The organism is Actinomyces urogenitalis (assembly GCF_002861525.1).
GTDB classification, from domain to species: Bacteria; Actinomycetota; Actinomycetes; order Actinomycetales; family Actinomycetaceae; genus Actinomyces; species Actinomyces urogenitalis.
The window spans coordinates 461,871-475,498 of sequence record NZ_PKHA01000001.1 but is presented as its reverse complement, the minus strand read 5'-3'; the positions used below and the strand labels follow the sequence as shown (position 1 = coordinate 475,498).

The following is a 13,628-nucleotide window of genomic DNA, read 5'->3' as shown; positions in this document are numbered from 1 at the left end:
AATGGGGCGCGCGCCGCTCGGCGCCGCAGACCATGGAGCCAGGAGGACCGCGATGGCTCGCATACCGACCGAGGCAGAGATCGACGCGATGAGCGAGGACGAGCTGCAGGCTTACCTTGCTTCGGTCCGGGCGGAGGACGGCCAGGCGACTCCCGGCGGCCTGGAGCGGGCAGAGGAGGCTGAGGCGGTCCCGGCCTGGCGGCGTGCCACTGGTTCCTCGCGTTCCTACGCCCTCCTGCTGGTGGTGGCCTCCCTCATCGGCATCGCGGCCAGCTGGGAGCTGATAGTCAGCGAGCTGAGGATCATCCGCGAGCCGCTGGCTGATCTCACCTGTGACATCAACCCCTTGGTCTCCTGCGGTGACACCTTCAACGTGTGGCAGGGCAACCTGCTGGGCGTGCCGAACTCCTTCATCGGCGCCATGGCCTTTGCCATCCTGCTGGCACTGGGCCTGCTGCTGGCCTCAGGCGTGCGGCTGCCACGGTGGATGTGGTGGGGCATGGTGGCGGGGACGGTCGGCGCGATCGTCTTCGTGGCCTGGTTCCTGGGAGTCTCGGTCCTTGCCTTCGGCAAGCTGTGCCCCTTCTGCATGGTGATCTGGGCGGTGACGATCCCGACGGCGGCCGCGACCTGGGGCGAGGCCGCCTTGCGCGGGCACCTGGGCCTGCCCGAGGCGGCGGCGCGTCGGGTCTGGCAGGCGCGGTGGTGGATTGCCGGTGCCATGTACGTCATCGTCGTGGCGATCATCCTGATCGCCTTCTGGGACGGATGGGTGGCGCTGCTGCGATGAGCGAGCGCAGCAAGCGGTCAGGTGGCGCGGACCAGGGGACCGGCGGGGAGGACTCGGCCGTCACCCAGGACTATCTCAAGGCCGTGTGGGCGGCCTGCGAGTGGGGCGGGGCGGGGGCCTCGGTGACCGGGCTCGCCCGGCGTATGGGTGTGGCGCCCTCGACCGCCTCGGAGAACGTGGCCCGGCTGGTTGAGGCCGGGCTGCTGGAGCACGAGCCCTACCGGGCGGTGACCCTGACCCAGGCCGGGCGGGAGCGGGCGATGAGCATCGTGCGTCGTCACCGGCTGCTGGAGACCTATCTCGTGGAGCGCCTGGGCTTTGAGTGGGACGAGGTCCACGCTGAGGCGGAGGACCTGGAGCACGCCTGCTCGCAGCGCCTCCTGGAGGCTCTCGACCGGGCGCTGGACCACCCGGTGCGTGACCCGCATGGAGACCCCATCCCCACTCAGGACGGGCGGGTGGTGGTCCCCGCCCTGCGCGCGGTGGAGACGGTGGCCGTGGGGCGCACCGTCGTTGTGGGACGGATCCGTGACGACGCCGTCGTCCTGCGCGAGCTCTCGCAGGCGGGGATCGGACTCGATGTCCCGGTCACCGTGGTGACGCGGGGCAGTGCCTCCTCCGGCTCGGGGCGGGCCCGGCGCACGACGACGGTGCGCGCCGCCCTGGCACGTCAGGGCGCCGGTCAGCAGGAGGTTGTCCTGCCTGCCGGGAGCCTGTGGGTGGTGGCCTGAGCCCGGGCCCGGTCAGGTGGCTAGGCTTGGGCCCATGAGCGACCAGACCACCACTGCTGCCCCGAGCCCTGCTGAGCCTCCCGCTGAGCCGTCGGTCTTCACCCGCATCATCGCCGGCCAGATCCCCGGCCGCTTCGCGTGGGCGGACGAGGTCTGCGTCGCCTTCGCCACGATCGAGCCCCAGACCCCCGGCCACGTGCTGGTGGTGCCTCGCGAGCAGGTGGAGTCCTACATCGACGCCGACGACGCCACGATCGCTCACCTCGCCGTGGTCGCCAGGCGGATCGCTGCCACCCAGGTGCGGGTCTTTAAGGCTGTGCGTCCCGGGATCGCCGTGGTCGGGATGGACGTCGCGCACCTGCACATCCACGTCCTGCCGCTGCACGAGGCGGCGGATATCGCTCCCTCTCGTGCTCGTCAGGCCGACGGCGCCGCGCTGGATCAGGCCATGGAGCTCTTGCGGGCGGGCCTGCGTGAGGACGGCTGGGGCGCCTTTGTACCTGCGCAGATGGGATCGCCGGCACTGGCCTGACCAGCCTCGGACGTGACCACTCTCGCCTGACCGAGCGGCGGACAGCCGCCGAGGCCCGGCACCTGGGGCGATAGGCTGGTCCACATGACGGACAACGTGCAGGCACCTGAGAACGCGACGCCCTTCCGCTACACCGCGAAGCTGGCTGACACTATCGAGTCTGCCTGGCAGGACCGCTGGGAGGAACGCGGCACCTTCAACGCCGACAACCCCGTGGGAGCCCTGGCAGGCCCGGCCGCCTCCAAGGAGAAGTTCTTCCTGCTCGACATGTTCCCCTACCCCTCCGGTAAGGGGCTGCACGTGGGCCACCCGCTGGGCTACATCGCCACCGACGTCGTGGCGCGCTTTACCCGCATGACGGGCAAGAACGTCCTGTACACCATGGGCTACGACGCCTTCGGCCTGCCCGCCGAGCAGTACGCCGTCCAGACCGGGCAGCACCCGCGCATCTCCACCGAGGCCAACATCGCCAACATGCGCCGTCAGCTGCGTCGGCTGGGCCTGTCCCACGATCCGCGCCGCTCCCTGGCCACGATCGACGTGGACTACGTGCGCTGGACCCAGTGGATCTTCCTGCAGATCTTCAACTCCTGGTTTGACCCCACCGCCCCGCGCCGCGACGGGCGCGGCCTGGGCGCCGCCCGCCCGGTGAGCGAGCTGGAGGCTAAGCTCGCCTCCGGCGAGGTCGAGGTGCCTGGCGGGCGCAGCTGGGAGGACCTGACCGCAGGGGAGCGGGCCGACGTCGTCGACTCCTTCCGCCTGGCCTACGTCTCCTCCGCCCCGGTCAACTGGTGCCCCGGCCTGGGCACGGTGCTGGCCAACGAGGAGGTCACCAGCGAGGGCCGTTCCGAGCGTGGCAACTACCCCGTCTTCAAGCGCAACCTGCGCCAGTGGATGATGCGCATCACCGCCTACGGTGACCGCCTGGCCGAGGACCTGGACACCGTGGACTGGCCCGAGAAGGTCAAGTCCATGCAGCGCAACTGGATCGGCCGCTCCGAGGGTGCCAACGTCACCTTCGCCGTCGAGGGCCTGGCTGAGACGGCCGGCTCCGCAGGCGGCGCCACGCAGCAGCCCGCCGCTGAGCTCACCGTGTACACCACCCGTCCTGACACGCTCTTCGGCGCTACCTTCATGGTGGTGGCCCCCGAGCACCCGCTGCTGGGCGGCCTGCTGGGCGCCAGCCAGGCCGAGGACGCCGCCGCCCTGACCGTGCCGGTCTCCTGGCCCGAGGGCACCCGCGAGGCCTGGAAGGCCGGGCACGCCACCCCGCGCGAGGCGGTGGCCGCCTACCGCGCCTACGCCGCCGCGGCCACCGAGGCCGAGCGCACGGACGAGGGCCGTACCAAGACCGGCGTCTTCACCGGCCTGTGGGGCGTCAACCCTGTCAACGGCAAGCGCGTGCCGGTCTTCGTGGCCGACTACGTCCTCATGGGCTACGGCACCGGCGCCATCATGGCGGTGCCCGCCCACGACGACCGCGACTACGCCTTCGCTCACGTCTACGACCTGGACCTTGTCCAGACCATCGGGCCGGCTGACGACCCCCACGGCATCGACCTGTCCGAGGCCGCCTACACCGGCGACGGCGTGGCCGTGGACTCGGCCAACGAGGAGATCAGCCTGGACGGCAAGTCCAAGGACGAGGCCAAGGCCGCCATGATCGCCTGGCTGGAGGACAAGGGCTACGGCCGCGGCGCGGTGACCTACCGCCTGCGTGACTGGCTCTTCTCCCGCCAGCGCTACTGGGGCGAGCCCTTCCCGGTGGTGTGGGACGAGGACGGGCACGTCCACGCCCTGCCTGAGTCCATGCTGCCCGTCGAGCTGCCCGAGGTCACCGACTACTCCCCGCGCTCCTACGACCCTGACGACGCCGCCTCCTCCCCGGAGCCCCCGCTGGGCAAGGCTGAGGAGTGGGTCAACGTCACCCTGGACCTGGGCGAGGGTCCGAAGACCTACCGCCGCGAGACCAACACGATGCCGCAGTGGGCCGGCTCGTGCTGGTACGAGATGCGCTATATCGACCCTACCGACGACGCCGAGCTGGTCGCCCCGGCCAACGAGGCCTACTGGATGGGCCCGCGCCCGCAGACCGGAAACACCTCCGGTGGGACGGACCTGTACGTCGGCGGCGTGGAGCACGCAGTGCTCCACCTGCTCTACTCCCGCTTCTGGCACAAGGTCCTGTTCGACCTGGGTGTGGTCAGCTCGTCTGAGCCCTACCACAAGCTGTTCAACCAGGGTTACGTCCAGGCCTACGCCTACACGGACTCCCGCGGCCAGTACGTTCCGGCTGACGAGGTCGAGGGTGATGAGACCGCCGGCTTCACCTGGAAGGGCGAGCCAGTTACCCGCGAGTACGGCAAGATGGGCAAGTCCCTGAAGAACATCGTCACCCCGGATGACATGTACGAGGCCTACGGCGCGGACACCTTCCGCGTCTACGAGATGTCCATGGGGCCGCTGGACCAGGACCGTCCCTGGGACACCCGCGCCGTGGCAGGAGCCCAGCGCTTCCTGCAGCGCCTGTGGCGCAACGTGGTCGATGAGTCCACCGGCGAGACCACCGTGGTGGATGCTCCCGCGGACGAGGCCACGCGTCGGCTGGTGGCCAAGACCATCGTGGGCGTGCGCGAGGACTACGAGGCCATGCGCCTGAACACCGCGATCGCCAAGCTCATCGTCCTCAACAACCACCTCACGGGCCTGCAGTCCGTCCCGCGCGAGGCAGTCGAGGCTCTGGCGCTCATGACCGCGCCGGTGGCCCCGCACATCGCCGAGGAGATCTGGAACCGCCTGGGCCACACGGAGTCGCTGGCTCACGAGGCCTTCCCGGTGGTTGAGGACGAGTCGCTGCTGGCGGCTGAGAAGGTCACCTGCGTGGTCCAGGTCAAGGGCAAGGTCCGTGACCGCCTCGAGGTTGACCCTGGCATCAGCGAGGCCGAGCTGGAGAAGCTTGCTCTGGCGGCTCCCGGCGTCGTGCGTGCCCTGGAGGGCAAGGGCGTGCGCAAGGTCATCGTGCGCGCTCCCAAGCTCGTCTCGGTCGTGCCTGAGTGAGCCTGGGACAGTCGTGACCTTCCTCAGGACGGCTGTGGCCAGCGACCTGGCCGCGCTCAACGAGATCTGCGTCCGCACGGCTGCCTACGGCCGGGACATCACCCCCCAGATGAGCCGGCCCGAGCTGGTCGGTGCGGTCTACGCCGATCCGTACCTGCTCCACGATCCTGCCAGCTGCTTCGTCCTCGCCTCCGGGAGCGGGGACGAGGCCGAAGCCGGGGCGGGCCAGGGCCGCGGGCGGGCGCTGGGCTACGTCGTCGGCACCCTGGACACACTGGCCTTTCGCCAGTGGTTCACCGGTGAGTACGCCCCGGCGCGCCTGGAGGAGCTGGGTCTGGCTGCGGCGGGGGAGGATCCGGAGAGCCTGACGCCGACCGACCGCAGCTACCTCAGGCTGCTGCGCGCGCCCGCGCCTGAGCCGGCACCCTGGCTCGGGCGCTACCCCGCCCACCTGCACATCGACCTGCTGGAGCCGGTGCGGCGCCAGGGATGGGGGCGGCGGCTGGTGGAGGCCTGGATCGACCACGCCCGCGAGCGTGGAGCCGCGGGCCTGCACCTGGGTGTGGGGGCGGACAACACCGGCGCCATCGCCTTCTACGAGGCGATCGGCCTCCAGCGTATCGGGCAGGATGACGGCGGGGTGACGATGGCGCGCTCGTTGCGCCAGGACTGACGCCCCCAGGGTCATCGCTTCAGCTCCTGAACAGTCGGATCCCTCGCGGGTAGCGGGGGATATCGACGGTCCAGGAGCTCAAGCGACGCCCGGCAGGCCCTTAGCGCAGGGTGACGGCCACCTCGAAGGGGCGCTGCCAGGGCAGTCGGGCGCTGACCAGCTCCACCTGGGGCGCCTGCGGGTGGGTGGCGATGAATGCTCTCATCTGCTCGGCCACCTCGGCCTCGAGGCCTGCCAGGGCCGAGGCGTCCTCAATGACGGCCGTCTGGCCTCCGGTGGAGCGGTAGTACTCCGTGCGGATCCGGGTCTGGTAGAGGTAGTCGTCCAGGAGCCGGGTCCACAGGGCGATGTCGCGGGCACGCTCGCACAGCTCCCCGCGCTCGCTGCCCACGTACTCGGCCACTGCCGTCGCCAGCACCGCGCCGATTGTGTTACCGGCCGTGTTCCACCCGCCGTAGGCGGACAGGGACCAGAAGGTGCCGTCTGCCAGCAGGTCCTCCACCAACACCGGATCGGCACCGTTGGTGTAGCGCACGTCCGCCAGGGCCACGCGCTTGCCCGAGGCCAGCAGCTCGCGCACGAGGCTTGCGGTCAGCGCGGCGGCCTCCGGCTCAGGCTCGGGCGTGGATCCCCACCAGTCGTCGTTGACCGGGCCCGGGGCGTGGACGACGAGGTGGATATCGGCGTCGTCACCGCTGGAGGGCAGGGCGTCACAGGCGCGGATCTGGGCCTCCACCGAGATGGACAGCGGGACGTTCTCGTAGCTGGGAATGCGCAGCATGCCCTCCTCGTCCGCGCAGTGGACAGCGATGGCGGGCTGGTGGGCCCCGGCGACGAGCGCGCGGGCCGTCATGGTGGCGCCGACCTCGTCAGCACCGGGGTACATGAGCATGTTCCTCAGGGAGGGCAGCGCCCGGCGCCAGTGGCCGATCCAGTACTGCTCGGCGGATCCTGCGGAGTAGTAGGCAGTGTCGTCAGCAGTGACGGCCAGGGAGGAGACCACGCCCTCGTGGACCAGGTCCAGCGTAGCGAGGTTGACCATGTGGTTGCGCAGGCGGCGTCCCTCATAGTCCTCCCGCACCTGCGCGGGCACCGGCGAAGGGGAGGGCGGCCCGGCAAGCTCGTCACGGATGTCGAGCTCCAGGCTGCGGTGCAGGTCCGCACCCAGGGCGTGGAGCTCACGTCCGTAGTCGGACCAGTAGGTGGGCTCCTCCTGGTTGGAGTAGGAGTCCGAGGCACGCATGACCAGCGAGGTGGCGATGATCCTCAGGCCCGGGTCGCCAGCCTTGAGCGTGCGCAGCAGGTCGAGGCGTCCCAGCGCCTGGCTGACGGAGTCGTCGGTGATACGGGCGGGGATGATGCCGCCGAAGACGAGGGTGTCTATGCAGGCCACCAGGCTCGCCCCCTCGTAGTCCTGGGACTGCTCGCGTACCCATCCGGCCAGCTCGTCGAGGTCCGCGGGGGTGCGGAAGCGGGGGAGCGCCGCGGTGGGCGGCAGGCTGATCGAGGCTCCTCCGATGGAGGCGACGAGCGCCGGGATCTGGGTGTTGACCGGGCGCTCGTCGAGCGGGATGACGACAATGTGCATCTCAGTTGCCCTTCCTCGTGATGGTGTTGTGGTACTTGTACCGGTCGCCGCGCAGAAGCGTCTCGCAGTAGGCGATCGGGGTGCCGTCATGGCTGCGCATCGTCTTGGCCACCAGCAGGGCCGGCATCATCGCCAGGGTCCGCAGCATCTGGGCCGAGCGCCGGTCCAGGACGGAGGCGGAGACGGTCTCGTCGATCTGGTCGATGGGCAGCTCGTAGCGGCTGAGCAGGGTCTCCAGCAGGGAGGCGTCACGGTCCAGGCTGGTCAGGTCCTCCACGAGGTCGCGGCGGATCCAGGTCTGGTCAATGGCGATCGGGGCGCGGGCGATGGTGCGCAGGCGCATGATCGTGCGCAGCTCCGTGCCCGGAGGGACCTCCAGGAAGGTGGACATGCGGGCGTCGGCACTGACGGTGGAGATGGAGACCTGCGCGTTGCCCGGCTGGAGGCCGCGGGCGCGTGCCTCCCCGGTGAAGGAGGAAGTGATGAGGCTGCGTGAGCGCGAGGCGCGTGAGACGAAGCTGCCCGCGCCCTGACGACGGCGGACCAGGCCTTCGGTGACCAGGGCGTCGATAGCCCGGCGCACGGTGAGCCGGTTGACGCCGTAGGTGGTGGCGAGCTCGCGCTCGGAGGGCAGGCGCGCACCGTCGGCGAGCTCGTGGGTGACGAGCTCGATGAGGGCCTCACGCAGGGCCTGCGGACCGGTAGGTGGTGAATCAGTCGCCAATGTGGAGTACTCCAGTGTGCTCTGACTGTGTGGTGGGGTGCCTCGTGTGTACACCTCTTGAAAGAAGGATGAGGCCAACATGTGGCAAAAACAAGCGGATAAGTATGAATGTGACTTGAGTCATATATGAAGTGGGTGGACAGTTAAGGGAGTCCCTCTTAATTTGCTGGTGTATCCCAATTGCGGGTTGGTCATCTTTCTCGATGGCGAGAGAGCCCTGACGGGTCTCAGCGGCCAGCGCGCGTCTCACGGAAGGAGCACGGGATGGACATCGCAAGGAGGCGCTTCCTGGAGGCTGCCGCGCTCACCATGGCCCTGGCCGGCACCGCAGCCTGCGGCGGCGGCAACGACGGCAGCGGCAAGGGTGAGGGCTCGGGCACGCTGGAGTTCTGGACCATCGCGCTCCAGCCCACCTTCACCGACTACTTCAACGGCCTTATCAAGGCCTATGAGGAGGCCAACCCCGGGGTCAAGGTCAACTGGACGGACCTGCCCTATGACTCCATCGAGGAGAAGCTCATCACCGCCTCGGCCGGCGGCACCGCCCCGGACGTGGTCAACCTCAACACCGAGTTCGCCCTGACGATGGCTGGCAAGAAGGCCCTGGCTGACATCGCCAAGCTGACCACCAGCGAGGAGCAGGCCGTCTACATCGAGAGCCTGTGGGACTCGGCCAAGCTGGGGGACGCCGTCTACGCCTTCCCCTGGTACGCCGCGCCGAACATCATGATCTACAACAAGTCCCTGTTCGAGAAGGCAGGGCTGACCAGCCAGCCCACCACCTACACCGAGGCCCTCCAGATGGCCCCGACCATGAAGGCGGCCACCGGTGCCTACCTGTTTAACCCGCCCACGCTGTTCAACCTCTTCTCCGAGGAGGACGTGGCGATCCTGAGCGAGGACAAGACCAAGGCCACCTTCGCCACCGATACTGCTGACAAGCTGCTCTCCAGCTTCAAGGAGCTCACGGACAAGGATGACCTGCCCAAGACCGACTGGGGGCAGTGGGACACCGAGCTCAAGCTCTTTGAGACCGGCCAGTTGGCCATCATCAACTCCTCCTCGGCCTCGGTGGCACGCATCAAGGACGAGGCCCCGGACGTCTACGAGCAGATCGGCATCGCCATGCCGCTCAAGGGCACCGCAGGCGTCTCGCGCAACCCGCTGATGAACCTGGTCATCCCCTCCAAGTCCTCCCAGCAGGAGGCTGCGGCCAAGTTCGCCATGTTCATCACCGGTGATGACAACCAGCTCAGCTTTGCCAAGGAGGCGGGGATCTTCCCCTCCACGGTCAAGGCCTCGCAGGACCCCTACTTCACCTCGGACACCTCCACGATCGAGGGTCAGGCCTCGGCCATGTGCGCTGAGGCCTCCAAGACCAGCGCGGACTTCTCTCTGGGAGTGGAGGGCCAGTCCACCATCGCTGACGAGGTCAACAAGGCCTACGAGGCGGCCGTCATCAACGGCGACGACGTCAAGGAGTCCCTGGCCAGCGCTCAGGAGGCCGTTGACGCACTGCTGAAACAGGGATGAGCCAGCCTGTTCACCGGTGGACGGCTGGCGGCCGCGGACCGCTCACTGCCGGTCCTGAGCCGGCGGTCCGGGCCAAGCTGGCCCGGACCGCGCCGCCCACCCAGCCCCTGAACCCCACTCTCACGCTGAAAGCACTGTGATGAAACTCCGAACCAGGACGACGATCCTTGCCTACCTGTTCATGGCACCGGCTCTCGTCATGCTCGTGCTCTTCGTGTTCCTGCCCATCGCAGGATCCATCCCCCTGGTCTTCTACGACTACTCGATGATCGGGGACGTGGAGTTCATCGGCCTGGACAACTTCCGTCGCGCGCTGTCAGACGGCACCTTCCACATCGCGATCGTCAACACCATCACCTTCGTGGCCGTGGTCCCGGTCATCCAGCTGTGCTCGATCGCGCTGGCGAGCCTGGTCAATCAGAAGCTGAAGGGCATCGTCTTCTTCCGGACCCTGTTCTACGTCCCCGTCATCACCTCGATGGTGGCGGTCTCCATCATCTGGTCCTTCCTGTTCGACTCCCACGGCATCATCAACACCTGGCTGATGGAGTGGGGCCTTGCCAACCAGCCGCTGGGCTTCGTCAACTCCTCCAAGACCGCGATGATCTGCATCATGTTCATCACCCTGTGGCAGGGGCTGGGCTACTACATGATGCTCTACCTGGCGGGACTGCAGTCCATCCCCGCCGAGATCGAGGAGGCTGCCCGGACCGACGGCGCGAATGCCCTGCAGGTCTTCTTCCGCATCAAGGTCCCGATGCTCAAGCCCTACATCTGGTTCTGCTCCCTGAACTCCGTCATCTCGGCCGTGGCGATCTTCGACCCGATCTTCGTCATGACCCAGGGCGGACCCAACAACTCCACCATGGTGATCAACTACTACTCCTACATCCGGGCTTTCAAGGACTTCGAGTTCGGCTACTCGGCGACCCTGGGACTGGTCCAGGCCGTCATCACGGGCCTGCTGTCCGTCGTCGTCTTCGTCTACGGCAAGAGGAACGGGGGAATGACCTATGACAACGCCCGCTGAGACCATGTCCGCGCCCGCCTCCTCGCCGTCAGCCGCTCGCTCCCGCCGCGCCCTCAGGCGAGGCCAGCGCGCCGGCGTGCCTCGCCGTCGTCGCCCGGCGAAGGTGGTGGCGCGCCGCAGCGCCACCATGACGCTGAAGTACGTGGCGTTGCTGGCCGTGGCCGTCATTGCGGCCGGCCCCTTCCTGTGGATGACCATCACCGCCTTCAAGAGCGGGCAGAACATCTACGACCCCTCGATCAAGATCAGCCAGCTGACGGTAGCCAACTTCGTGGGCGTGTGGGAGTTCCTCAACATCCCGGCCTACCTCGGCAACACGGTGGTCATCACGGTCGGCTCGATCGTCATCGACGTGGTGCTGGCCTCCCTGTGCGCCTACCCGCTGGCCTGCATGCGCTTCCCGGGCCGCGACGTCATCATGGTCCTGCTCATTGCGGCCATGATCATCCCGGCAGCCGCGGGCATGGTCATCAACTACCTCACCCTGTCCAAGCTGCACCTGCTCAACACCCTGGTCGGCGTCATCCTGCCCGGCTCCCTCAAGGTCTTCTCCATCGTGCTGCTGCGCCAGGCCTACCTGGGCGTGCCGCGAGACCTCATCGAGGCCGCCCGCATCGACGGTGCCTCGGAGCTGCTCATCTGGCGCAAGATCATGATCCCCTCGATCTTGCCGGCCATCTCCACGGTGGTGATCTTCGACTTCATCGGGCGCTGGAACGAGTTCCTGTGGCCGGTCATCGTCCTGCAGGACCCAGCCAAGTACCCGCTGGCCGCGGCGCTGCAGTACCTCAACGGTTCCTTTAACTACAAGTTCGGCTACATCGCCGCCGGCACGGTCATCTCGATCATCCCGGTGCTCATCATCTTCATCATCTTCCAGAAGAACTACATCAACGCCGTCGCCGGCGCGGTCAAGGCCTGAGGAGGCCCACGCATATGCCCGTCCTTGACATGCCCCTGCCCGAGCTGCGTGCCTATGCCCCCGAGCTCGACGAGCCGGCCGACTTCGACGCCTGGTGGGCCGCCCAGCTCCAGGGCCTACCGCAGCGCCCCGAGCTCATCTGTGACGAGCTCCAGGACACTCCCTTCCCAGGGCTGACGATCCGGGAGCTGGTCTTCGCCGGGGCCGACGGCGATCCGGTCCATGCGCTGCTCACCGTGCCTGACGCTGGTGGCAGGCAGGACGCCGCTGCTCTGGGCACTGCCGGCCTGCCCGGCGTGGTCCAGTTCGTCGGTTACGGTGGCGGGCGCGGCCTGCCCGGCCAGGTTCCCTGGTACGCGATGGCCGGGTTCGCTCACCTCATCGTTGACCCTCGTGGCCAGGGCGGGGACTGGGCCTACGGCTCCACCGCAGACCCCGGCAGCACCGGCGCCCACGCAGCCGGATGGCTGACCGACGGCGTGGGCTCCCCGGAGACCTTCTACTACCGCCGCACGATCCTGGACTCGGTGGCGGCGGTACGCCTCATGCGCACCCTGGAAGGGGTGGACGCCTCGCGCATCGCCTGCGTGGGCGGCTCGCAGGGTGGGGGACTGTCCCTGGCCGCCGCGGCCCTGGACGGCCACGTCCAGGCGGCCTGCGTGGACTCTCCCTTCATCACCCACATCCCGCGCGCCCTGCAGCTGGCCAGCGCCGGCCCCTACCTGGAGCTCGTGCGCTTCCTGGGGGTCAGCCCGCAGGCCGAGCAGGCGGCGCTGCGGACCCTGTCCTATGTCGACGGCGTCAGCTTCGCCTCGCGGCTGAGCGCCCCGACGCTCTTCTCCACGGGCCTGCTGGACCCGGTGTGCCCCACCTCTACCTGCTTCGCGGCGCACAACCTGTGCTCGGCCGCGGACAAGCGGATTGACGTCTACTCCTACGGCGCCCACGAGGGCGGCGGGCACCGCCAGGTGCTGGCCCACTGCCGCTGGCTGCAGGAGCACCTGTGATGAGCGCCGTGACGCCCTGCGCCTACGAGGTCCGAGCCGTCCACCTGGACGCCGGCCGGAAGTACTTCAGCGCCTCCTGGATCCACCGCCTGCTGGAGCGCATGGCCGCCCTCGACCTCAACGAGCTCCAGTTGCACGTGTCTGACAACGAGGGCTACCGCGTGGCCTCAGCCGCTCATCCCGAGGTGGTCAGCCCCGAGCACCTGAGCCGGAAGGACCTTGCGGGACTGGTCGAGGCTGCCGGCGAGCTGGGCGTGCGCCTCGTGCCCGCCCTGGACGTGCCCGGGCACCTGGGAGCGGTGCTGGCCCACCACCCCCGGCTGCGCGCCAGCCAGACCCAGGAAGGGTCCCGGCTCCTGGACTACTCCAGGCCCGAGGCCGTCGCCCTGGCGCTGGAGCTTATCGACGAGCTGCACGAGATGGTGCCCTCCACCGCCTGGTGCCTGGGCGGGGACGAGGCCTTTGACGTCACCCAGGAGGCGCCGCTTGCCGAGCGCTTCCCCCAGCTGGCGGCGGAGGCCGAGCGGCGTTGCGGGCCCGGCGCCCACGTCCTGGACGGTTACGTCCACTTCCTCGGTGAGGTGGTCTCGCACCTGGAGAGCCTGGGGATCACGGATGTGCGTGCCTGGAATGACGCCCTCTACCAGCCTGGTACCCGCCAGGGGCTGTCGGCGCAGGTGACGGTCGGTTACTGGACTGACTGGCACCCGAGCTACCCGTCCCTGGAGCGCGTCCTGGCTGCCGGGCATCGCGTCATCAACTACTCCGACCGCGACCTCTACTACGTCCTGGCCGGTCCCGGTCACCCGTACGCTGCGCGTCCGACTGCGCAGAGCCTGGCCGGCTGGAACCCGCGCCGCTTCCCAGCGCGCCCTGACGGCACGCGCCAGGACCCGCAAGGAGACACCCCGTGGCTGCGCGGCGCGAGCATGGCAGTGTGGTGCGATGACCCGGGCCTGGAAACGCCGGAGCAGGTCTGGCAGGGGCTGGAGCCTGCCATGGAGGCCTTCGCCCGCATCATGCAGGGCTGAGGGCCTGCGG

General features: G+C 68.7%; 12 protein-coding genes. 10 read left to right on the top strand and 2 right to left on the bottom strand.

Translation table 11 applies throughout. The features are described 5' to 3' along the window. Positions 1–52: 52 nt before the first annotated feature. The 5 genes from CYJ26_RS02015 to CYJ26_RS01995 all read left to right on the top strand — a co-directional run bounded on the left by CYJ26_RS02015 (position 53) and on the right by CYJ26_RS01995 (position 5,783). Positions 53–790, top strand: a complete 738-nt coding sequence (locus CYJ26_RS02015) for a vitamin K epoxide reductase family protein (protein WP_034234733.1) — start codon at positions 53–55, stop codon at positions 788–790. Further along, a complete protein-coding gene (locus tag CYJ26_RS02010) occupies positions 787–1,521 on the top strand; it encodes a metal-dependent transcriptional regulator (protein WP_006549503.1) in 735 nt (244 codons plus the stop codon). Before CYJ26_RS02015 ends, CYJ26_RS02010 begins: the two co-directional genes overlap by 4 nt. Before the next feature lie 34 nt (positions 1,522–1,555). Continuing rightward, positions 1,556–2,053 carry an HIT family protein gene (locus CYJ26_RS02005; RefSeq protein ID WP_006549504.1) on the top strand — a complete coding sequence of 166 codons (498 nt, stop codon included), beginning with the start codon at positions 1,556–1,558 and terminating at the stop codon, positions 2,051–2,053. 84 nt (positions 2,054–2,137) lie between these two features. Next, positions 2,138–5,110, top strand: a complete 2,973-nt coding sequence (locus CYJ26_RS02000; protein ID WP_101637839.1) for a leucine--tRNA ligase — start codon at positions 2,138–2,140, stop codon at positions 5,108–5,110. Between the two features lie 13 nt (positions 5,111–5,123). Beyond that, entirely contained in the window at positions 5,124–5,783 is a 660-nt protein-coding gene (locus CYJ26_RS01995) for a GNAT family N-acetyltransferase (protein WP_034234737.1), read from the top strand. Between the two features lie 100 nt (positions 5,784–5,883). Here the strand turns inward: CYJ26_RS01995 and CYJ26_RS01990 are convergent, their stop codons facing one another. Then, a complete protein-coding gene (locus CYJ26_RS01990; RefSeq protein WP_180950815.1) occupies positions 5,884–7,371 on the bottom strand; it encodes a DUF4127 family protein in 1,488 nt (495 codons plus the stop codon). Position 7,372: 1 nt separating this feature from the next. Next, on the bottom strand, positions 7,373–8,095 hold the full coding sequence (locus CYJ26_RS01985) for a GntR family transcriptional regulator (protein WP_034234739.1): 723 nt from the start codon (positions 8,093–8,095) through the stop codon (positions 7,373–7,375). Positions 8,096–8,359: 264 nt separating this feature from the next. Between CYJ26_RS01985 and CYJ26_RS01980 the strand changes: the two genes are divergently transcribed. The 5 genes from CYJ26_RS01980 to CYJ26_RS01960 all read left to right on the top strand — a co-directional run bounded on the left by CYJ26_RS01980 (position 8,360) and on the right by CYJ26_RS01960 (position 13,618). Continuing rightward, positions 8,360–9,628, top strand: a complete 1,269-nt coding sequence (locus tag CYJ26_RS01980) for an ABC transporter substrate-binding protein (RefSeq protein WP_101637837.1) — start codon at positions 8,360–8,362, stop codon at positions 9,626–9,628. A 139-nt stretch (positions 9,629–9,767) separates the two neighbouring features. Next, positions 9,768–10,658, top strand: coding sequence for a carbohydrate ABC transporter permease (locus CYJ26_RS01975; RefSeq protein ID WP_006549510.1), 891 nt, complete (start codon positions 9,768–9,770; stop codon positions 10,656–10,658). Further along, positions 10,642–11,580, top strand: coding sequence for a carbohydrate ABC transporter permease (locus tag CYJ26_RS01970; RefSeq protein ID WP_197055195.1), 939 nt, complete (start codon positions 10,642–10,644; stop codon positions 11,578–11,580). The genes CYJ26_RS01975 and CYJ26_RS01970 overlap by 17 nt, the downstream gene beginning before the upstream one ends. 14 nt (positions 11,581–11,594) lie before the next feature. Beyond that, positions 11,595–12,587 (top strand): acetylxylan esterase, encoded by a 993-nt coding sequence (locus tag CYJ26_RS01965; RefSeq protein WP_006549512.1) that lies wholly within the window; start codon positions 11,595–11,597, stop codon positions 12,585–12,587. Continuing rightward, positions 12,587–13,618, top strand: a complete 1,032-nt coding sequence (locus tag CYJ26_RS01960) for a family 20 glycosylhydrolase (RefSeq protein ID WP_024036327.1) — start codon at positions 12,587–12,589, stop codon at positions 13,616–13,618. Before CYJ26_RS01965 ends, CYJ26_RS01960 begins: the two co-directional genes overlap by 1 nt. Positions 13,619–13,628: the final 10 nt, after the last annotated feature.

Bases quoted from the DNA above. Each gene is read 5' to 3' on its own strand.
- CYJ26_RS02015 (WP_034234733.1), top strand. From the start codon at position 53: ATGGCTCGCATACCGACCGAGGCAGAGATCGACGCGATGAGCGAGGAC.
- CYJ26_RS02010 (WP_006549503.1), top strand. From the start codon at position 787: ATGAGCGAGCGCAGCAAGCGGTCAGGTGGCGCGGACCAGGGGACCGGC.
- CYJ26_RS02005 (WP_006549504.1), top strand. From the start codon at position 1,556: ATGAGCGACCAGACCACCACTGCTGCCCCGAGCCCTGCTGAGCCTCCC.
- CYJ26_RS02000 (WP_101637839.1), top strand. From the start codon at position 2,138: ATGACGGACAACGTGCAGGCACCTGAGAACGCGACGCCCTTCCGCTAC.
- CYJ26_RS01990 (WP_180950815.1), bottom strand. From the start codon at position 7,371: ATGCACATTGTCGTCATCCCGCTCGACGAGCGCCCGGTCAACACCCAG.
- CYJ26_RS01980 (WP_101637837.1), top strand. From the start codon at position 8,360: ATGGACATCGCAAGGAGGCGCTTCCTGGAGGCTGCCGCGCTCACCATG.
- CYJ26_RS01975 (WP_006549510.1), top strand. From the start codon at position 9,768: ATGAAACTCCGAACCAGGACGACGATCCTTGCCTACCTGTTCATGGCA.
- CYJ26_RS01970 (WP_197055195.1), top strand. From the start codon at position 10,642: ATGACAACGCCCGCTGAGACCATGTCCGCGCCCGCCTCCTCGCCGTCA.
- CYJ26_RS01965 (WP_006549512.1), top strand. From the start codon at position 11,595: ATGCCCGTCCTTGACATGCCCCTGCCCGAGCTGCGTGCCTATGCCCCC.
- CYJ26_RS01960 (WP_024036327.1), top strand. From the start codon at position 12,587: ATGAGCGCCGTGACGCCCTGCGCCTACGAGGTCCGAGCCGTCCACCTG.